We start from the raw sequence: 19,051 nt of genomic DNA, 5'->3' as shown, positions 1-19,051 counted from the left end.
TTAGGCTCCGCATAACGTATCATCGATAAAGACGAATTTCCAGCCATCCGGGGTGAGGACAAAGTAGAGTCCCACGGGAGAGTGAAATTTGTTTGGCACGTAAACAACGCGTATTTCGGCGTCGGGATAAGGCAGTACGACCGCTTTCGTCTCGAGTGTTTCCACATTCACGACTACATCGGGCACCTTCTCTACCGATTCGTAATATACTTCTCCTTCGTTTTCGAATTCCAGTTCACACGCGCTCTTCCCGTCCGGAAGTTCCGTCACCGAAATCTCACCCCCTGCACACGGCTCGAACGTAAAATCACCGTATTCGTCGAACCCGAAATTCCGGTCGCATCCGGCCAGATAGGCAAACGCTCCGGGCGCGTAGTAGCGTTGCAAACCCATTTGAGGATCGATATAAGAAGCCAGACGCGGGTCTTTATCACGAATCAGCCGATTCAGGTTCTTTTCATAGAAACATACATCTAGGAAGTCGAACAGGAACGTAATAAAGCCGTCGGAATCTTCATCCTCTTCCCGGCCTGATCCATCAACCATCAACGATTCGACGATAACCGAGATCGCAGCTTCGAAACGTGAAGCATTCTGCGGTGTATACGTGAACTTCAGCTCATAAAACGATCCGTAAGCAAGGAAAGTATATTGTGCACAAGTATTTTTCCCCTCTTTCCATAGCATCCGATAAAAACTTTCCTCAAGTTGCTTTTCGGAGGCGTTCCGCCCTTCAAGTTCTTTCCGGTAAGCCTCTTCGAGCGAAAGACCGATTTTGTCGGTATGGTACACTTGCATATTCGACACGCCATCGTCCGCTACAAATGTTTGCCCCTCCTCACGGCCCTCGCCTTCAGGTATGAGGAATAAAGGATAAGCCACCGTATAACCGTAATGATCGTTACGGTAGTAATCGTACGCAACCTCCTCTTCGTATAACGTTTGCTTTTTGTTGCTTAGACAAGCGACCGAGCACATCATGAGACCGGTCAATAACAAAGTTGCTTTTATCTTCATCTTTTTATCTTTATTGAGGTGTGTTTCCATTTATCCTGTTTATTCATTCGGTACAAATATCGTGTTTTTACCGGAAAAACATTCGATTTCCGGCATAAATTTAACCGAAAAAAACAACAAAACACTTTTGATACGACAAGTTTCAACAGACAGAAAAAAGTCCAGCAGATATCTGCCGAATTTACTATCTTTGTCGGGCAGCTTTATTACGCATTATGGATTATTACGAATTTCAATTCAGCTACACTTCGTCTGTAGCTACAGAAGTGATCAACGATATTTTGGCGACCGAACTGGGAGCCGTCGGGTTTGAAAGTTTTGTCGCTGACGAAAACGGACTGAAAGCCTACATCCCCGTTTCCGCCTTTCAGCCTGAAGCCTTGACCGATTGTCTGTCCTCTTTTCCGCTCGAAGACACGGTCATTCATCATACGCACACACCGATTGCTGCCCGGAACTGGAACGAGGAATGGGAGAAAAATTACTTCCAGCCCATCCGAATCGGTAAGCAATGCCTCATTCGCGCATCATTCCATCAGCCGGAAGAAGGATACGAGCAGACCATCATTATTGACCCCAGAATGGCATTCGGGACCGGCAATCATGCCACCACCTATCTCATGCTTTGCGAGATGCTGACACTCGACCTGCACGGCAAGGAAGTGCTCGACATGGGATGTGGCACGGCCGTACTCGCCATCTTGGCCGCACGCAAACAAGCGCGACGTGTTGTCGCAATCGACATCGACGAGTGGGCATATCGAAACGCGATTGAGAACTGCCGGCTCAACAACACGCTCGACATACGGATAGAACAAGGCGGAGCAGAACTCCTTCCGCACTGCGGTATGTTCGATTATATTTTTGCCAATATCAACCGAAATATCCTGCTGAACGACATCCGCCACTATGCCCCGATCCTGAAGCCCGGCGGTTATCTATACATGAGCGGCTTCTACGAAGAAGATATTCCCGCGATAGAGCAAGAATGCCGGCAGAACGGGCTGACGCTCCTTTCGCATACATCCCGCAATCAGTGGGCAGTCGTTCGAACTCAAAACACGGACAGCGACAATTCATAAATAATATTAAATCACGCTTATAGAGTTTGAATTACTGAAAAAAATGCGATATTTGTAGGAGTATTCACATTCTTATAATATACCGCTATGAACAGAAATGTAGATCCCAAATTACTATTAGGCGTCGTGATTGGAGCCGCAGTAGGGGCAACGATAGGCTATCTGGCCGCAACAGAAAAAAGAGGACCGTTATTCGACGAATTAAACGAGATGGTTGGAAAAGTGAAAGACGGATTTCAGTCGGCTGTTTCCAAATTCAAAGAGAACCATGTACATGAAGTCCTCGAAGATGCTTAGGTAATCGAAGTAAAATAATTCTTTATAAAAATGAATGCAGAGCATTTCTTTCGGGAATTAAAAAAAGATCTCACCACCTATGGTGAATTAAAATTTGAACTGCTTAAATTAGGAACGTACGAACGGACAGGAAAAGTCATCGCAGTCCTTTCGTATGGCCTGATATTACTTACGCTTGGATTCTTCCTGAGTCTTTTTATTTTCCTTGCGCTCGGTTTTTTTCTGGGCGAATGGCTTAACTCGAAAGGGATTGGTTTCTCAATCGTAGTCGGCATTTATCTGCTGATGATTGGAGGAGTCGTTCTTTTCAAGGATAAAATCCAAACTTTCGTTTTGAATACCGTAATTGCGGCATTGATTGCCAATGACCATAAAACCGATGAAACCGATGAACAAGATATCTCTGAAACAGACCCCACTGAGCAAATTACAGACTGAAAGACAGCGTCTCCGCCTGTTGTGTCGGATACAAGAGCAGAAACTGAACGAAGAGGTGCTGTATATGCGTGAAAACGCAGGACGTCTCCTCTTCTCGGGCATCTCCGCACTCTTCTCGACATCCGGCTCATCCAAATCGGAAAAGAAAAAAGCTGCCGCTCTTTCTCCCGTACCTTCTGTCGCTTCGCTTTCGTCATTACGACCGGCCGACTTCTTGTCGTTAGGCACCGGCCTTATTCCTTATGCTTGGGAGTTGGCACAACCTTTGCTCATTGCGTGGGGCATCAGACGAGCCAAGAAATGGATCGGAAATTTGTTCTCTTCAAAGAGAAAGTGAACGGCCAAGAATTAATTTATGTTATGAAGCATGTTTTTCTTCCCGAATAGGCTTCAAACAAGAAAAAATTCATACCTTTGCGCCCGTAAAAATCAAGGCAAAAAGATTAAACATGAAGCGTATTATCATGGTTTTAACAATGATCGCAAGCATATTATCGATATGTGCATCATGCGCCACTCCTTGTGGCTGTTGAACAGAAAAATCAAAATGACATTATATTTCAAACCTTTTTAAAATTATACAACAATGACAAAAGTAGGTATTAACGGATTTGGCCGTATCGGACGTTTTGTATTCCGTGCCGCCCAAACAAGAAATGACATTGAAATCGTTGGAATTAACGACCTCTGTCCGGTAGATTACATGGCTTACATGCTCAAGTACGATACAATGCACGGTCGCTTCAAAGGAACTGTTGAGTACAGCGTGGAAAAAAGCCAGTTGATCGTCAACGGCAAAGCAATCCGCGTAACCGCAGAAAAGGACCCGGCTAACCTGAAGTGGAATGAAGTAGGTGCCGAATATGTAGTAGAGTCTACCGGTCTGTTTCTGACAAAAGAAAAAGCGCAAGGACACATCGATGCAGGCGCGAAGTATGTCGTGATGTCGGCTCCGTCGAAAGACGATACGCCCATGTTCGTTTGCGGTGTAAACCACGATGCATACGAGAAAGGAACGAAATTCGTATCGAACGCTTCTTGTACGACCAACTGTTTGGCTCCGATCGCCAAAGTATTGAACGACAAGTTCGGTATCAAGGAAGGCTTGATGACGACCGTTCACTCGACGACGGCAACCCAGAAGACCGTAGACGGTCCTTCGTTGAAAGACTGGAGAGGCGGACGTGCTGCTTCGGGCAACATCATCCCGTCTTCGACCGGCGCAGCTAAAGCAGTAGGAAAAGTTATTCCGTCGTTGAACGGTAAATTGACGGGTATTTCCATGCGCGTACCGACGCTGGACGTTTCGGTTGTCGACCTGACGGCCAACTTGGAAAAACCGGCTACGAAAGAAGCGATCTGCCAAGCAATGAAAGAAGCTGCAGAAGGCGAACTGAAAGGTATTTTGGGATACACGGAAGATGCTGTCGTTTCTTCCGACTTCCTCGGCTGCGAACTGACTTCGATCTTCGATGCCAACGCAGGAGTTTATCTGACAGATACGTTCGTAAAGGTGATCGCATGGTACGATAACGAAATCGGCTACTCGAACAAAGTACTTGATTTGATCGCTCACATGGCGAAAGTAAACGGATAATCCGTTTTTCGATTCATAAAACAAAAAAGACTGCCTCACCCCAAAAAGGCAGTCTTTTTTATGACTTTTCTCCTCCATCAGGTATACTGCATGAAACGCCGCTCCGGAAAGGCCCAAACAGACCCACAAGGCCATCAATTAGCGAATAAATTCGCACCCTTAATAGTTAAAAAGAACTAAATAAATCCAAAAACGAGAGATAGGAGTAACCAATCGGGCTTTTTGGTGTTATATTTATAGCCGATGAAAAAGCTTTCGGGTGTTTTTCATCAGATGTCTAATTTAAATTCAGAAGCGATGAAAAAATTCTTTTCAAAAAGTCTTATAAAGACTTCGACAGGGAACAATGCCATCGCAAAGAATGACCTCTATGCGAACAGGGATTATTATTGCGAAGGTCAAGAGGTTCGGATAGAAGTATCCGAAAAAAGTGCAAACGTCCAGCATGACGTAAGTGGAGCAGAGGTAAAAGTTAAAAAGCAAAAGTTTACCGCCTGCTATAATATGTTCTTTTAGTGACGGTCAACACACGGCTGAACGATTCGTCGGATTTGGGGATATCCGGTTTTCTCCGTACTTTTGTACGACCGTAGAATGAGAACATACGAACTGATTACAATCTTAGGGCCAACCGCATGCGGCAAAACAAGTTTTGCCGCAGCATTGGCTGCGGATTTGAATACGGAAATCATCAGTGCCGACTCGCGTCAGATTTATCGCCGGATGGACATCGGAACAGGCAAAGATTTGGACGACTATACCGTCGGCGCGAAAAGAATTCCGTACCATCTCATCGATATTTGCGAACCGGGTACGAAATACAACGTCTTCCGGTATCAGCATGATTTTTTCCATATCTTCGATAATCTCAGACAGAAAGGCATCGTCCCGATTTTGTGTGGAGGAACAGGTATGTATATCGAAGCCGTACTCAGAGGCTATAATCTGCTCGATGTCCCCCCCAACCCGACACTTCGCGAGTCGTTGAAAGGTAAGTCGCTCGAAGAACTTGAGGCGATACTTGCTTCGTATAAAACGCTGCATAACAAAACGGATGTGGATAGTGCCCAGCGTGCCATACGCGCCATCGAAATCGAAGAATTTTATCAAACGCAAGCCCCCGAACGGAACGAGTTCGAACCGATACACAGTCTGATTATCGGGCTTGATATTGATCGCGAATTGCGACGTGAGCGTATCACCCGGCGGCTTCATGCACGGCTTGAACAAGGGATGGTTGAAGAAGTACAGGCACTCCTCGATTCGGGCATCGCGCCGGACGACCTGATTTACTACGGTCTGGAATATAAATTTATCACGCTGCATCTGACCGGCAAACTGACTTATCACGAAATGATCGAACAATTAGAGATCGCGATCCATCAGTTTGCCAAGCGACAGATGACTTGGTTTCGCGGTATGGAGCGACGCGGATTTACGATCCACTGGATCGATCAGTCATGGCCGACGGAAGAGAAAATCGCCCGATGCAAGGCACTTATGAATTGACTTATCAAACATCATATCACAATGACTATTGAACGATTAACAAACTCGAAGAATTTCTTTTTACTGGCCGGTCCCTGTGTCATCGAAGGGGAAGAGATGGCGTTACGTATCGCGGAAAAAATTGTCGACATCACCCGGAAACTTGATATTCCATACGTTTTCAAAGGATCGTACCGCAAAGCGAACCGTTCGCGCATCGATTCGTTTACGGGTATCGGCGACGAGAAAGCGCTACGCATCCTGCGCAAGGTGAGCGAAACGTTCCATATTCCGACCGTTACGGACATACACGAAACACATGAAGCCGCTTTAGCGGCCAACTACGTGGATATGTTGCAGATTCCCGCTTTCCTCTGCCGCCAGACCGATCTGCTGATCGCCGCGGCAAAGACCGGAAAGATGGTCAACATCAAAAAAGGACAGTTTCTTGCGCCCGAATCAATGCAGTATGCGGCACAGAAAGTGGTGGATGCAGGGAATCCGAACGTGATCCTTACCGAACGCGGCACCACCTTCGGTTATACCGATTTAGTCGTCGATTTCCGCGGTATCCCCAAGATGCGGCAATACGGCTTCCCCGTGATTACGGACATCACACACTCGTTGCAGCAGCCCAACCAGACGTCGGGCGTTTCGGGCGGGCTGCCCGAACTGATCGAAACGATTGGCAAAGCCGCCGTGGCGGTGGGTACGGACGGATTATTTATCGAGACGCATCCCGAACCTTCGCAAGCCAAGTCGGACGCGACCAATATGCTTCCACTCCATCTGCTGGAAGACCTTCTGACCAAACTGGTACGAATCCGTCAGGCTGTACAGTATCCGTAAAAATAAAAAACAGATTTCCTCCCCTCGCCCACCGGGCATTTATTTGTAACCATCTCGGCGTTCCTCCGGAATGATACAAACGATGCCTCGGAAAAGCGAAATGCTCCTAAAAGCATCAAGGCCGGACTTCGGAAGAGCAACGTTGGACTTCGGAAGGACAAAATTGAACCTCGAAAGAGCAACGTTGGACTTCGGAAGAACAAAATTGAACCTCGAAAGAGCAACGTTGGACTTCGGAAGAACAAAATTGAACCTCGGAAGAGCAACGTTGGACTTCGGAAGAACAAAATTCAACTTCGGAAGAACAAAATTGAACTTCGGAAGACCAAAATTCAACCTCGGAAGGGCAACGTTGGACTTCGGAAGAACAAAAACGCGGCCAAACACTCGATACGAAACAAAGTCTCACCTCTATGCTGCGGGAAGTCTTCTATCCACACTCCGATATGCACAAAAACGCCCAAGATGTGCAATTTCTATACAAAAAACTTTGAAATCCGAAATCATTCACTACTTTTGCAAGCGATAACGCAGAGATAAAAACAGGTCGAAACTGCTTGCAACGGGCACTTTTACATGTTTCCGATGCCGTTCTAAAACACGCAACGACCTTCTATATATTCGCAAGCGATTATTCACATAAAACTATATATACAAATGAAAATCATTGTATTGGCCAAACAAGTGCCAGACACCCGCAACGTCGGGAAAGACGCCATGAAAGAAGACGGCACGATCAATCGGGCCGTGCTCCCCGCCATCTTCAATCCGGAAGACCTTAACGCGCTGGAGCAGGCATTACGTCTCAAAGAACAACATCCGGGTACGACCGTAACGATTCTGACCATGGGACCGGGACGCGCGGCAGAAATCATCCGCGAAGGATTATATCGCGGAGCCGATGACGGCTACCTCCTGACCGACCGCGCATTTGCCGGGGCAGATACGCTCGCCACCTCGTACGCGCTCGCTATGGCGATCCGGAAAATCGGCTCGTTCGACCTGATCATCGGCGGACGGCAGGCGATCGACGGCGACACGGCACAAGTAGGGCCTCAGGTAGCCGAGAAGCTCGGCCTGACACAAATCACGTACACCGAAGAAATTGTCAAGATCGAAAACAACCGGATCACGGCCAAACGTAAAATTCCCGGAGGAATTGAAACGGTCGAAGCGCCGATGCCTATCGTTGTAACGGTTAACGGGTCGGCCGCACCATGCCGCCCGCGCAACGCCAAGCTGGTACAGAAGTACAAACGGGCATTGGGAGCGCAAGAGAAGGCCGAGCGAACAAAAAACGGCACTGCACTGCCTTATGGTCAGCTGTATGAGAATCGCCCATATCTGAATATCATCGAGTGGTCGGTAGCCGACGTAAACGGCGACGTGACACAATGCGGACTGTCCGGCTCACCGACGAAAGTGAAAACGGTCGAAAATATCGTTTTTCAAACGAAAGAAAATAAATCGTTTACCGACTCGGACGGTGATATCGAAGAGTTAATGAAAGAATTAATCAGTAACCATACGATCGGGTAAAGGGAGAGAGAAGAGTAGTTTCAGAGTAGTAAAAGTAGTAAAGGTAGTTCGTTAACTACATTGACTACATGATGACTACCATAACTACATTATTCAAAAATAAATAAGTAAATACGATACATAATGAACAACATATTTGTATATTGCGAAATAGATGGCGGCACGATTGCCGATGTCAGCCTCGAACTCCTGACCAAAGGACGTTCGCTGGCCAATCAACTGAACTGCGGCTTGGAGGCTGTCGTTGCGGGAAGCAAGCTTGACGAGGTGGAAAAACAAGTGATGCCGTACGGCGTAGATGTGCTGCATCTGTTCGACGACGAGCGACTCGATCCGTACACCTCGCTGCCTCACACGTCGATCCTGATCAAGCTCTTCGAACAGGAGAAGCCGCAGATTGCCCTTATGGGAGCAACCGTCATCGGTCGAGACCTCGGGCCACGCGTATCGTCGGCACTGACAAGCGGACTGACGGCCGACTGTACGGCGCTCGAAATCGGCAAGCATGAAGACAAAAAAGCCGGCAAGACATACGAAAATCTGCTCTACCAGATACGTCCCGCGTTCGGCGGAAATATCGTCGCGACGATCATCAACCCCGAACATCGTCCGCAGATGGCTACCGTGCGCGAAGGGGTGATGAAAAAAGAAATCTTCGATGCCAACTATCAGGGCAAAGTGATCAAGCACGACGTGTCGCAATTCGTTTCCGAGACGGATTATGTCGTACAGGTGATCGAACGCCATGTCGAAAAGGCGAAACACAACCTGAAAGGTTCGCCGATCGTTGTCGCCGGCGGTTACGGCGTTGGTTCGAAAGAGAACTTCAAGTTACTGTTCGATCTTGCCAAAGAACTGCATGCCGAAGTAGGCGCATCGCGCGCAGCCGTCGATGCGGGATTCACCGATCACGACCGTCAAGTGGGACAAACCGGCGTTACCGTGCGCCCCAAACTGTATATCGCCTGCGGCATCTCCGGACAGATCCAGCACATCGCGGGAATGCAGGAAAGCTCGATCATCATTTCGATCAACAGCGATCCCAACGCTCCGATCAATGCGATTGCCGACTACGTGATCACCGGCACCGTCGAAAACGTGATCCCCAAAATGATTAAATACTATAAGAAGAACAGTAAATAACGATTATCATGGCAAACTTTTATTTAGATACTCCCTCGTTGCGTCATCACTTGCATCACCCGCTGATGCGGCGGATTGTGGAACTGAAAGAACGCGAATTCAAAGATAAAGACGAATACGATTATGCTCCCATCGACTTCGACGATGCGATGGACAGTTACGAGCGCGTGCTCGAGATGGTCGGCGAGATCAGCGCCGAAGTCATTGCTCCCAATGCCGAGAGCGTCGATCAGGAAGGCCCGACGGTGGCCAACGGACGAGTAACATACGCCCGCGGCACGCAGGAAAACCTCGATGCCGTGCGTAAAGCCGGACTGATGGGCATGGCCATGCCGCGCCGTTACGGCGGGCTGAACTTCCCCATCGTGCCTTACATCATGGCCGCCGACATCGTGTCGCGCGCCGATGCCGGATTCGAAAATCTCTGGGGATTGCAGGACTGCGCCGAAACGCTTTACGAATTCGGAAACGAAGAGCAGCACAAGCATTATATCCCCCGTGTGTGCAAAGGAGAAACGATGTCGATGGACTTGACCGAACCCGATGCCGGTAGCGACCTGCAATCGGTGATGCTCAAAGCCACGTTCGACGAGAAAGAGAACTGCTGGCGACTGAACGGCGTGAAACGTTTTATCACCAACGGCGACTCGGACATCCATCTCGTACTCGCCCGCTCGGAAGAAGGAACAAAAGACGGACGCGGCCTTTCGATGTTTATTTACGACAAGCGAAACGGAGGCGTGAACGTCCGCCGCATCGAAAACAAGATGGGAATCAAAGGCTCCCCCACTTGTGAGCTGGTATTCAGCAACGCGAAGGCTGAACTGTGCGGCGAACGTCGGCTCGGATTGATCAAGTACGTCATGGCACTGATGAACGGCGCCCGTCTGGGTATCATGGCACAAGCCGTGGGACTGTGCGAAGCGGCCTATCAGGAAGGATACAAATACGCGCAGGAGCGTCGGCAGTTCGGCAAAGCCATTTTAGACTTTCCGGCCGTCTACGAAATGGTAGCCATGATGCGTGCCCGTACCGATGCCGTACGCGCCATGCTTTATGAAACGGCACGCTTCGTCGATATCTATAAGGCGCTGGACGACATCTCGCGCGAGCGCAAACTCACGCCCGAAGAACGTCAGGAACAGAAGAAATACGCCAAGTTGGCCGACGCGTTCACCCCGATGGGCAAAGGCATGTCGACCGAATTTGCGAACCAGAACGCCTACGATGCGATACAGATTCACGGCGGATCGGGCTTTATGAAAGATTACGCTTGCGAACGTCTTTACCGCGACGCACGTATCACGAATATTTACGAAGGAACGACACAGTTGCAGGTCGTTGCGGCCATCCGCCACGTCACCACAGGCACCTACCTGTCCAGACTTCGCGAATATGAAGCGATGGAATACAAACCCGAACTCTCGTCGCTGAAGCAAGACCTCGTCGCAATGACCGATACGTACGAGCAGTTAGTGACGAAAGTGACCGAGGCGAAAGACAACGAATACCTCGATTTCCTTGCCCGCCGCCTCGTCGAAGCAGCGACGCATTGCGTATTCGGTTACCTGTTGCTTCAAAGCGTCCATACGGACGATTCATTCCTGCCTTCCACGAAGGTCTACCTCCACTACGGTAAAGCGGAGATGTACAAAATCCGTTCGTTTATCGAAAACTTCAGCATCGAAGACCTGAAGGCCTACCGCAGAGAGTAACAACAAAGTTACTATACCGAACAACAAAAATGAGGCTGCCTCGAAAACACAGGCAGTCTCATTTTTTTATTTCGGGTATTGTTAAATTAACCCGGATTACGCGATAGGAGCTTTTGGGTTTAGATTTATGGGGTAATCCCATAATCCGATGAACCATTTTCGGCGTTTTTTAGTAAGTGTCATGTCTTGAAAAGGTTGACAGTTCTTTTTGTTCTTATCGTTTCTTTTTTATTTCATGATTTACGCCACTTTTGAGGAATGTACTTGTTCGGGGGTAAGTAATTATAAAAATCATATCTTGACAAATTTAATCATATTAAAATCAAAAGGATATAATTTTGGGTTAACAACAGCTCCAAATACAAACTCTATTTTTATTTCCTAAAAGAAATCTTTTCCTTAAATTTGAAGCAAAAAGTTACATTCACTAGTTGAAACTACAGTTATATGAAATTCAAAAAGTACTGTTATTTATCTGCCGTACTTACCTTTACACTCTCATCGTGCAGTCAAAAGGACGGCTTGGATAATAATTTTGAACCTACAACGTACAATGTTTTAGGAAAAGTTGAAAAAGGACCATTCGTCAGTGGTTCCACTATTACTATTCAACCGATGGATGGTAATTTACAAGTTTTAGGAAGTTTGTATTCCACTACGATTCAGGATGATTTGGGAAATTTTTCATTTGGATCTAAATTATTTGAAGCTCCTTATGTGGAGTTAGTTGCAAACGGTTATTTTTTTAATGAAGTTGATGGACAATTATCTTCAGGTATACTAAGCCTGCGTGCCTTGGTGGATTTGTCTGATAGAACAACCGTAAACGTAAATCTTCTTACACATTTAAAGTATCAAAGAATACAGAAACTCATTGCGAATGGAATGAAGTTTGGAGAAGCCAACAAACAAGCCCAAAAGGAACTATTCACCGCTTTTGGACTTCAAAAATATGTTGAGAAAGATGCGTCCACTTTCTCCATCGCAGGAGGGACGGTTGAATCTGCTGCTTTGATTACTATTTCCTCCCTGTTACTAGTAAACAGAAGCGAAGCCGCTTTAACTGAATATTTAGCAAAATTATGTAGGGAGCTTGGTGAAAAAGGAGCTTTTCAAGAAAGCACAAAACAACAAATAAACGAAGATAAGAAAGCTCTATGGTTTAAGCTCCCTTCTATACGAGATAATATAATCAAACGCTACGAAAGTCTTGGGTTAAATGTAGAAGTAAAGGATTTGGAGCGCTTTATTGATTGGAATAATGACGGCGTAGCTGGCAATGAAGTGCTACAAGACGGACAGGAAATCAAATTCGAAACGACTGAACTCAATGTTCCTAACGAAGGTGGAGTTTATAACATTGGCATTTCTTCACCTATTCCCATTTACTTAAAACCACAATCAGGACCAGGTAAACCTGATTCTAAAATAAGCTCCAAACAGTTCTTCTCGGAAATATATGAAGGAATAGTCGATATCGACATTCAGATGGAAAAAAGTTTAACAAACGGTATATTGACGGTGAGAATAAAACCGCTTCATTCCAAGAAGCCCAAAATATCAGGTATCAAAATATACGATGGATTAAGCAATGTAGTAGGAAATATAAAAATTACCCAAGAAGGCAATAGAGATATTTCAATACCAAAATTGGGCCCTACAGGAAAATACGTAGTAGCAGCTTTTGCCACGAATCTTGCACTAAGTTTAGCAGAATTAAATCTTGTAGAACAGTATTACCAATATAATAAAGAAAAAGATTTAGTAAGACAATACGTTTATCCAAACAGTAACACTGTCCACAACATTTGGGAAAATTTTTATAAGGCTAATACGAATATTATGATGTTCAAGGATGCGGAAGCTAAACAACTTGGCGTATACCAAGAGTACTTCAACGTATTTAGTGCAATGCAGTATTATAATATGATAATAGCCTGGGGAGATGTTCCTTATATCGACTCTGATTCTTATATGACTGACATTTACAATATAAAAAGAATGCCACAGAACGAGATTCTTTCAGATTTGAAAACCAATTTAGAGAATTCAATAGATTATCTTGAAGAAAAAAAGAATGAGTCCCTTAATAATGAATTTAATGACTATTTCTTTCTGTCAAAAGATGTAGCTCGAATCCTACTTGCCAATATTCACATGTACCAAGACAACTATGGCCAAGCTGAGAAGCTATTGGAGAAAGTCATCAATAATGGATTCTATAAACTGGATGCTTCTAACTATAACAGCAAACAGACAATAACCGATTTGTTTAGCAACGGAAGTAACAAAGAAACGATATTCGCTACCTATAACAAATCTAAAACAGGCCGTGATGTACCTATTCCAATTCCACAGGTCGTGCCGATAATGACCTACACTGATGTGGTTTTGTCTTATGCAGAATGTCTCTATAAAAATGGAATGCTTTCTGAATCAGAAAAACAACTATCAAAAGTTACTACAGCCAAAAATATAAATGTATCGGGTAACAGTGTATTGGAGAAGATAAAAAATGCAAGATTGCAATTGATGCTTTACACCAACACGAATTTTGCTTTCATGAAAAGAAATAATTTTGCAAAAAATGTATATGGTGTTGAAGAATACAGAACATTACTCCCGATACCTGAGAGGCAACTTCTTTTAAGCCCTCAAATGTCACAGAATCCTGGATATTAAAGTCTCTTTCTTTTATAAATATTGCTGATAAAAATATATGAATCCCCGCATATTTACATAAGATGATTATTATCTTTGCAAAGATAGTCATTTTAGGTAAATATCCGGAGATCCATTTTTATTAATCTCATAGTACTGAAATATAGAGCTATACTAAAACAACCCTATTGTGATTTTGAAGCATAAAATTACAGAATTAAGCGACGTAAATTCAATTAGCAAATGCAACTATTAGGGGATAGGTAAGAATTGATTTTATCGGACAAAGGAAGAGAAAAAACTTCCCTATCCTTTGTTCCGAAGGGATAAAATCTCCATCTTGTCTTTCATTCAAAAACATTATGAGACATTTAGCTTGAAAGCAAAGGTGCACAATTTCTGCCATGTATAAGCAGGGTTGTACGCAGAAAATGATTACACAGGCAATCGGTAAAGACAAATCGGTCGTGAGCCGAGAGCTTAAACGAAACTGTAACGAGAAAGAGAAGCACACGTTTTCTTATGATCTAAGGATATGGCAGATATTCGTAAAGAGTGCAGTCGGCAGCCCCGGAAATTAAAGCCCAGCCTAAAAAGGCAGATTCTTCTCCTGTTAGAGCAACAATGGTCTTCACAGCAGATCGAAGGAAGACTTAAGCTCCGCGGGGAGTCTTACGTTTCGCTTGAAACTATCTATAAAATCATCCGAGCCGATAAAGCCGCAGGCGGAAAACTCTACCTGCATACCCGGCACAAGATGAAACATAAAAAAAGGAAGCAGCCCAAGTCTGTATCCATTAAGAATCGTGTCGGTATAGAGTAAAGGCCTCCTATTGTGGATCTGAAACAACGCTTTGGAGATTGGGAGATGGACACTATTGTCGGGAAAAACGGCAAAGTAGCTTTCAAAAATCGTTTACGCTATGCTGTTGCCATACAAAGAACATGTGCACACCATCGCCGTAGATAACGGTAGCGAGTTTGCAGAGCATCAAACATTAGCCAGAAAGCTACATACACAGATCTATTTCACTCATCCCTATTCTTCATGGGAAAAAGGATTGATTGAGAACACAAACAAACTCATCAGGCAGTACATCCCTAAAAAATCAAATTTCAATGAGTATAGTGCCAATATAATCAAATAGATACAGTACAGAATCAACAAAAGGCCGAGATACAAACTCAATTTCTACTCTCCAAAAGAAATCTTCTTCTTAAATTTGAAGCGAAAAGTTGCATTCACTAGTTGAAACTACATTTGTCATCATTTTACAATTAAAAAATTGCGAACGAATCATATTTTGTATCTTTGTCAAGTATATAGTTCACTTGCGTGTTGTTGTAAAAGAAAAAAATATGGAACCAATCAATGTCGAGGAACGTGTACAAAAAGCACGTCGTTTATTCTCGGAAGGCTACAATTGTGCGCAGTCCGTACTGTTAGCCTATGCCGATGTGTTTGGGATGGAACCTCAGCTTGCGGCGAAAATCTCCGCGCCGCTGGGCGGAGGAGTAGGAAAGATGCGTGAGGTGTGTGGTACGGTAAGCGGTATGGCCATCATCGCGGGACTTATGGAACCGGCAGCCGATCCGTCGGATAAAGAAGCCAAGATGAAGAACTATGCACTCGTTCAGGAACTGGCCGGGGCGTTTCGTAAAGTAAACGGATCGATTATATGCCGCGAATTGCTTGTCAAAGAAGATGAAAAGGACGTCACCACATCGTCGTCCGATACTTCTGCGTCGATCCGCAAGCGTCCATGTGCCGAATATGTCGCCACAGCGGCTCGTCTTGTCGGTGAGAAACTTCAGGAACGCTCCTGAGGTGTTAAAATTTCACGATTCAAACAGGAGTATTCCTGATTGATAAAGGCTTGTTTTTGTAGAAGCAATGTGATACCTTAAGCGTATCAGGAAGACAGGGGAGTCGTAGAAAGAAAGGAAATCAGGATGGGAGTTCCATACGTAATGACGGATATCATCCTCATCCTGATTTTACCATTGATTTTATCCTTTGAACTTGTGCTGGCCGGGTTTTATTCGACCGGTTCAAAATCTTCTTTACCAACGCCACACAAAGGGCAAACCCAATCGTCCGGAATATCTTCGAACGCTGTTCCCGGATCAATACCGCCGTCCGGATCTCCTTCTACCGGATCGTAAATGTAGTCACATACGATGCATCTATACTTCTTCATACTTTATTGTGTTTAAAAAATTAAGCGGACAAATATACTGTTTTTTTTTATTTTGATAATTCTATATGCGGATATTCTTTCCTGTCTTCGATTATTTTTTGTGGATAGAAGAGAGGCATGTTCGGATGTGGCTTATCAAGGCTGTTTGTTTTTAGCGTTTGATCTTGTCGGATGAATCGGGGGGACGGTTTTACCGGAATGTCCGCCTGTTGCTCCGATCACATGGAGGAGGATTGGGCATTGAGTTCCGTATTGTCTCTTTTGAGTGTCAGTAGTTGACCTGAATGATATGACGGCTGAGTTCGGGGTTTTGCATCGACTGCGGTACCGATTTCTTGACCATGTCTATGATTGCCTTGGCCATCTTCTGGCGCACGAAACTACGACTGACGATCAGACTGATTTCCCTTACGGAAGTGTCTCCTTTGATTTTGCGGAGGTTGCCCTGCTTCTCTTCCGGAAGGCCCATGGCCGTCATCTCGGGAACAATCGTCAGCCCACCATTATAATCTACAATATTCATCAAGGTGTCTAAACTTCCCGACTCATAACTGACGGTTGGGAACGGTTCGTGCTCTTTTTTTCTTTTACAGAGTGTTTCGGCTTGTCCACGCAAACAATGAATATTATTAAGAAGCCACACTTTCTGGATATCGATGTTTTTTAGATCGATTTCTCTGTTTCGAAAGAGTTCTTCGTCCGGCGATACATAGGCGTAGAATTTTTCGTAATAGATCGGGGTTTCGATCAGCAAAGGATTATTTAACGGACTGACAGCAAGCCCGCCGTCTATACGGCCACACAGGATATTTTCGATCATTTCCGATGTAGAAACTTCTTCCATGATGAGGTTGATTTCGCTTTCCGACTCACGAACGATTTTTAGTAATTCCGGAACCAGATAGGAGGCAATGGTAGGAATGATACCGACCTTAAAATTTCCTTTTATAATATCTTTTTCGTTGTTTACAAGCTCTTTAATTTGCTTGAATTGATAGATCGACACACGTGCCTGACGGATGATTTGCTTCCCGATTTCTGTGGGGCGGACAGGCTGTGTCATTCGGTCGAAGATCTTGACCTCCAGCTCATCTTCCAGCTTCTGAATCATCATACTCAAAGTCGGCTGCGTCACTCGACAAGCTTCTGCGGCTTTGGCAAAATGCCGGTAATTATCGACGGCGATGATATATTCTAATTGCTGAATCGTCATATCTGTCCCATTTATTGATAAAATTGATGCAAAGATAGAAATTATCAATTTGACAAGTGGAATTTATAACTGTATCTTTGCATGCAAAAAGAAATAAGATTATTACTAAACCAATAAAAATAAATAGAATTATGAACGCGAAGAAAAAGACGGGTAAGGAAGTAAACAGTTCCGTAGAATCAATTATTAACGGTTTGAGCGATGTGCTCGCCAACCGTCAGGTGTATTATGCGAATCTGAGAGGATTGCATTGGGATATCGTAGGTGATAAGTTCTTCGAACTGCATGAGCTGTATGAAGAATATTACAATGAAGAAGCAGCGGCCATCGATCAAGTGGCTGAGCGCATCGCCATGCTGGGCGGGCATCCTGAAAACCGCTTCTCGGAGTATCTGAAACAATCGGATATTAAAGAAACGCATCATGTATCGGATTGGGAAAAAGGAGTCAACCAAGTGATCGAATCGAAGAACATCTTGCGCGATAAATACCGGAACCTCGTTAAGTTGGCTACCGAGGCCGGCGATTTCGGTACGGTTGCAATGGCCGGTAAGCATCTTGCTGCCATTGAGACTCACTTGTGGAAGCTGACGACCTATATGGCGTAATGTAGATCGCTTACTGATAGTATAAAGAAGGTGTGTCGAAACATTTCGTTATGACACACCTTCTTCTCTTTTGCAGCCTTAACGTTGTTCGTTGATTAACGTTTCGACCTCGGACGCTTCCGTATGATTTTCGATATAAATCGTTCTGGACGGGAAGGCGAAGTTGAGACCGGCCTTGTTAAAAGAACGGAGAATTTCGAAATTGACGGCAGAGCGTGTCCCGAAAATATCGCCACCTTTGCGAATGAAATAAACGAAACGGATCACGAGCGATGAATCTGCAAAATTCGCGAAAGCCACATTTAGATCATTCTCTTCCACATCTGCTACCTTATGAGGAATCTTTCGTAAAATCTTAACGGCTTCCTGCATCTTCTCAGGCGTAGTATCATACGTCAGTCCGATCTCCATGACAATACGTCGCGCCGGTTCGGAAGAAATATTCGTGATCAAGGCATCGATCAGTTTATAGTTCGGGATGATGACGATCCGCTTGTCATACGTCTCAAGGCGTGTGCTTCTTAGTCCGATGTCGACGACTGTACCTTCCATCACGTCGAAGCTGATCACATCGCCGATTTGGAAAGTTCTATCCGTAAAGATGGTGATTCCGCCGAAGATGTTTTTGATCGTATCTTGTGCCGCTAATGCAAAAGCAATCCCTCCAATCCCTAACGTTCCGATCAGAGTCGTAACAGTTACTCCAATGTTGTGAAGTGCGATTACTCCACCGATCACCCATACAAGAATAAGTATCCCGCGTCTGATGATAGGAAAAAGTTTGCGGTCGATGTTAAACGGACTTTTCTGTTGTTCATCGTCCTTGCCTGCCAGATTATTTTCGAGCAATCCCGTAAAAAGCCGGGCAAAGAACCAGGTTACATTTAAGGTAATTAGTATTTCGTATATATTTTTGAGGGTCTCATGAAAGGTCTCACTCAATGTCAGACGGTCAAGAGATACCCATATCGCAAACAATATGATGCCCATGTAAACGGGTTTTTCGAAGGCGGTGATCAGGATATCGTCCAGACGTGTACGACTCTTAGCCGTAACTTTTCGGATGATTTTCTTAATAATCAAAGCAATGAGCTTATTAATAAGAATGGCTCCTATAATAATAAGCAAAGATATTCCCCAGTCCTGCACTGAGTTCCCATAGTAAAGTTTATCCAACATAATTGCGTCTTATTTTTATGATAT

At 44.9% G+C, this 19,051-nt stretch carries 21 protein-coding genes; 17 read left to right on the top strand and 4 right to left on the bottom strand.

All coding sequences use genetic code 11. From position 1 onward, the window contains the following. Positions 1 to 1,017 (bottom strand): hypothetical protein, encoded by a 1,017-nt coding sequence (locus EII41_RS00435; RefSeq protein ID WP_124788976.1) that lies wholly within the window; start codon positions 1,015 to 1,017, stop codon positions 1 to 3. Positions 1,018 to 1,232: 215 nt separating this feature from the next. On the opposite strand from EII41_RS00435, the gene prmA reads away from it, so the two are divergent. The 16 genes from prmA (at position 1,233) to EII41_RS00365 (ending at position 15,653) form a co-directional block, all read left to right on the top strand. Next, entirely contained in the window at positions 1,233 to 2,099 is an 867-nt protein-coding gene (prmA, locus tag EII41_RS00430; protein ID WP_124788975.1) for a 50S ribosomal protein L11 methyltransferase, read from the top strand. A gap of 87 nt (positions 2,100 to 2,186) precedes the next feature. Next, the gene (locus tag EII41_RS00425; protein ID WP_124788974.1) at positions 2,187 to 2,396 is read left to right on the top strand and encodes a YtxH domain-containing protein; all 210 of its coding nucleotides are present in this window, start codon (positions 2,187 to 2,189) and stop codon (positions 2,394 to 2,396) included. A 24-nt stretch (positions 2,397 to 2,420) separates the two neighbouring features. After that, positions 2,421 to 2,834 (top strand): hypothetical protein, encoded by a 414-nt coding sequence (locus tag EII41_RS00420; RefSeq protein WP_124752156.1) that lies wholly within the window; start codon positions 2,421 to 2,423, stop codon positions 2,832 to 2,834. Then, positions 2,785 to 3,171, top strand: a complete 387-nt coding sequence (locus EII41_RS00415; protein WP_124788973.1) for a hypothetical protein — start codon at positions 2,785 to 2,787, stop codon at positions 3,169 to 3,171. Before EII41_RS00420 ends, EII41_RS00415 begins: the two co-directional genes overlap by 50 nt. A 249-nt stretch (positions 3,172 to 3,420) precedes the next feature. Further along, a complete protein-coding gene (gap, locus tag EII41_RS00410; RefSeq protein WP_124788972.1) occupies positions 3,421 to 4,431 on the top strand; it encodes a type I glyceraldehyde-3-phosphate dehydrogenase in 1,011 nt (336 codons plus the stop codon). Between the two features lie 243 nt (positions 4,432 to 4,674). Further along, entirely contained in the window at positions 4,675 to 4,947 is a 273-nt protein-coding gene (locus tag EII41_RS00405) for a hypothetical protein (RefSeq protein WP_124788971.1), read from the top strand. A gap of 78 nt (positions 4,948 to 5,025) precedes the next feature. Next, positions 5,026 to 5,940, top strand: a complete 915-nt coding sequence (gene miaA / locus EII41_RS00400; RefSeq protein ID WP_124788970.1) for a tRNA (adenosine(37)-N6)-dimethylallyltransferase MiaA — start codon at positions 5,026 to 5,028, stop codon at positions 5,938 to 5,940. A gap of 21 nt (positions 5,941 to 5,961) precedes the next feature. After that, entirely contained in the window at positions 5,962 to 6,768 is an 807-nt protein-coding gene (kdsA, locus tag EII41_RS00395) for a 3-deoxy-8-phosphooctulonate synthase (RefSeq protein WP_124788969.1), read from the top strand. 651 nt (positions 6,769 to 7,419) lie between these two features. After that, a complete protein-coding gene (locus EII41_RS00390) occupies positions 7,420 to 8,307 on the top strand; it encodes an electron transfer flavoprotein subunit beta/FixA family protein (RefSeq protein WP_124788968.1) in 888 nt (295 codons plus the stop codon). A 123-nt stretch (positions 8,308 to 8,430) separates the two neighbouring features. Beyond that, complete coding sequence (locus EII41_RS00385; protein WP_124750394.1) at positions 8,431 to 9,450, top strand: electron transfer flavoprotein subunit alpha/FixB family protein; 1,020 nt, start codon at positions 8,431 to 8,433, stop codon at positions 9,448 to 9,450. Between the two features lie 8 nt (positions 9,451 to 9,458). Further along, positions 9,459 to 11,165 (top strand): acyl-CoA dehydrogenase family protein, encoded by a 1,707-nt coding sequence (locus tag EII41_RS00380; protein WP_124788967.1) that lies wholly within the window; start codon positions 9,459 to 9,461, stop codon positions 11,163 to 11,165. 447 nt (positions 11,166 to 11,612) lie between these two features. Continuing rightward, positions 11,613 to 13,847, top strand: a complete 2,235-nt coding sequence (locus EII41_RS00375) for a hypothetical protein (RefSeq protein ID WP_124788966.1) — start codon at positions 11,613 to 11,615, stop codon at positions 13,845 to 13,847. A gap of 374 nt (positions 13,848 to 14,221) precedes the next feature. Further along, positions 14,222 to 14,407, top strand: a complete 186-nt coding sequence (locus EII41_RS14460) for a helix-turn-helix domain-containing protein (RefSeq protein ID WP_260425422.1) — start codon at positions 14,222 to 14,224, stop codon at positions 14,405 to 14,407. Continuing rightward, complete coding sequence (locus EII41_RS14455; protein WP_260425414.1) at positions 14,362 to 14,649, top strand: hypothetical protein; 288 nt, start codon at positions 14,362 to 14,364, stop codon at positions 14,647 to 14,649. Before EII41_RS14460 ends, EII41_RS14455 begins: the two co-directional genes overlap by 46 nt. 100 nt (positions 14,650 to 14,749) lie before the next feature. Beyond that, positions 14,750 to 14,974 (top strand): IS30 family transposase, encoded by a 225-nt coding sequence (locus EII41_RS14450; protein WP_260425413.1) that lies wholly within the window; start codon positions 14,750 to 14,752, stop codon positions 14,972 to 14,974. 211 nt (positions 14,975 to 15,185) lie between these two features. Beyond that, complete coding sequence (locus EII41_RS00365; protein WP_124788965.1) at positions 15,186 to 15,653, top strand: C-GCAxxG-C-C family protein; 468 nt, start codon at positions 15,186 to 15,188, stop codon at positions 15,651 to 15,653. A 212-nt stretch (positions 15,654 to 15,865) separates the two neighbouring features. Here the strand turns inward: EII41_RS00365 and rd are convergent, their stop codons facing one another. Beyond that, on the bottom strand, positions 15,866 to 16,027 hold the full coding sequence (rd, locus tag EII41_RS00360; protein WP_124750398.1) for a rubredoxin: 162 nt from the start codon (positions 16,025 to 16,027) through the stop codon (positions 15,866 to 15,868). A 268-nt stretch (positions 16,028 to 16,295) separates the two neighbouring features. Then, positions 16,296 to 17,240: a hydrogen peroxide-inducible genes activator gene (locus EII41_RS00355; RefSeq protein ID WP_124750399.1), complete on the bottom strand. Its 945-nt coding sequence runs from the start codon at positions 17,238 to 17,240 to the stop codon at positions 16,296 to 16,298. A gap of 131 nt (positions 17,241 to 17,371) precedes the next feature. On the opposite strand from EII41_RS00355, the gene EII41_RS00350 reads away from it, so the two are divergent. Further along, positions 17,372 to 17,848 carry a Dps family protein gene (locus tag EII41_RS00350; protein WP_124788964.1) on the top strand — a complete coding sequence of 159 codons (477 nt, stop codon included), beginning with the start codon at positions 17,372 to 17,374 and terminating at the stop codon, positions 17,846 to 17,848. 78 nt (positions 17,849 to 17,926) lie between these two features. Here EII41_RS00350 and EII41_RS00345 read toward each other — a convergent pair whose 3' ends face one another. Then, positions 17,927 to 19,027 carry a mechanosensitive ion channel family protein gene (locus EII41_RS00345; protein WP_185711779.1) on the bottom strand — a complete coding sequence of 367 codons (1,101 nt, stop codon included), beginning with the start codon at positions 19,025 to 19,027 and terminating at the stop codon, positions 17,927 to 17,929. Positions 19,028 to 19,051: the final 24 nt, after the last annotated feature.

Source organism: Tannerella forsythia, assembly GCF_003860135.1.
GTDB classification, from domain to species: Bacteria; Bacteroidota; Bacteroidia; order Bacteroidales; family Tannerellaceae; genus Tannerella; species Tannerella forsythia_A.
This window is presented reverse-complemented; position numbering and strand designations above follow the sequence as displayed.

What these genes read in the sequence shown, in the direction of transcription:
- EII41_RS00365 (WP_124788965.1), top strand. Translation starts at nt 15,186, where the DNA reads ATGGAACCAATCAATGTCGAGGAACGTGTACAAAAAGCACGTCGTTTA.
- EII41_RS14455 (WP_260425414.1), top strand. Translation starts at nt 14,362, where the DNA reads ATGGCAGATATTCGTAAAGAGTGCAGTCGGCAGCCCCGGAAATTAAAG.
- EII41_RS00435 (WP_124788976.1), bottom strand. Translation starts at nt 1,017, where the DNA reads ATGAAGATAAAAGCAACTTTGTTATTGACCGGTCTCATGATGTGCTCG.
- kdsA (WP_124788969.1), top strand. Translation starts at nt 5,962, where the DNA reads ATGACTATTGAACGATTAACAAACTCGAAGAATTTCTTTTTACTGGCC.
- rd (WP_124750398.1), bottom strand. Translation starts at nt 16,027, where the DNA reads ATGAAGAAGTATAGATGCATCGTATGTGACTACATTTACGATCCGGTA.
- prmA (WP_124788975.1), top strand. Translation starts at nt 1,233, where the DNA reads ATGGATTATTACGAATTTCAATTCAGCTACACTTCGTCTGTAGCTACA.
- EII41_RS00350 (WP_124788964.1), top strand. Translation starts at nt 17,372, where the DNA reads ATGAACGCGAAGAAAAAGACGGGTAAGGAAGTAAACAGTTCCGTAGAA.
- miaA (WP_124788970.1), top strand. Translation starts at nt 5,026, where the DNA reads ATGAGAACATACGAACTGATTACAATCTTAGGGCCAACCGCATGCGGC.
- EII41_RS14450 (WP_260425413.1), top strand. Translation starts at nt 14,750, where the DNA reads ATGCTGTTGCCATACAAAGAACATGTGCACACCATCGCCGTAGATAAC.
- EII41_RS00345 (WP_185711779.1), bottom strand. Translation starts at nt 19,027, where the DNA reads ATGTTGGATAAACTTTACTATGGGAACTCAGTGCAGGACTGGGGAATA.
- gap (WP_124788972.1), top strand. Translation starts at nt 3,421, where the DNA reads ATGACAAAAGTAGGTATTAACGGATTTGGCCGTATCGGACGTTTTGTA.
- EII41_RS00355 (WP_124750399.1), bottom strand. Translation starts at nt 17,240, where the DNA reads ATGACGATTCAGCAATTAGAATATATCATCGCCGTCGATAATTACCGG.
- EII41_RS00385 (WP_124750394.1), top strand. Translation starts at nt 8,431, where the DNA reads ATGAACAACATATTTGTATATTGCGAAATAGATGGCGGCACGATTGCC.
- EII41_RS00375 (WP_124788966.1), top strand. Translation starts at nt 11,613, where the DNA reads ATGAAATTCAAAAAGTACTGTTATTTATCTGCCGTACTTACCTTTACA.
- EII41_RS00380 (WP_124788967.1), top strand. Translation starts at nt 9,459, where the DNA reads ATGGCAAACTTTTATTTAGATACTCCCTCGTTGCGTCATCACTTGCAT.
- EII41_RS00405 (WP_124788971.1), top strand. Translation starts at nt 4,675, where the DNA reads ATGAAAAAGCTTTCGGGTGTTTTTCATCAGATGTCTAATTTAAATTCA.
- EII41_RS00415 (WP_124788973.1), top strand. Translation starts at nt 2,785, where the DNA reads ATGAACAAGATATCTCTGAAACAGACCCCACTGAGCAAATTACAGACT.
- EII41_RS00425 (WP_124788974.1), top strand. Translation starts at nt 2,187, where the DNA reads ATGAACAGAAATGTAGATCCCAAATTACTATTAGGCGTCGTGATTGGA.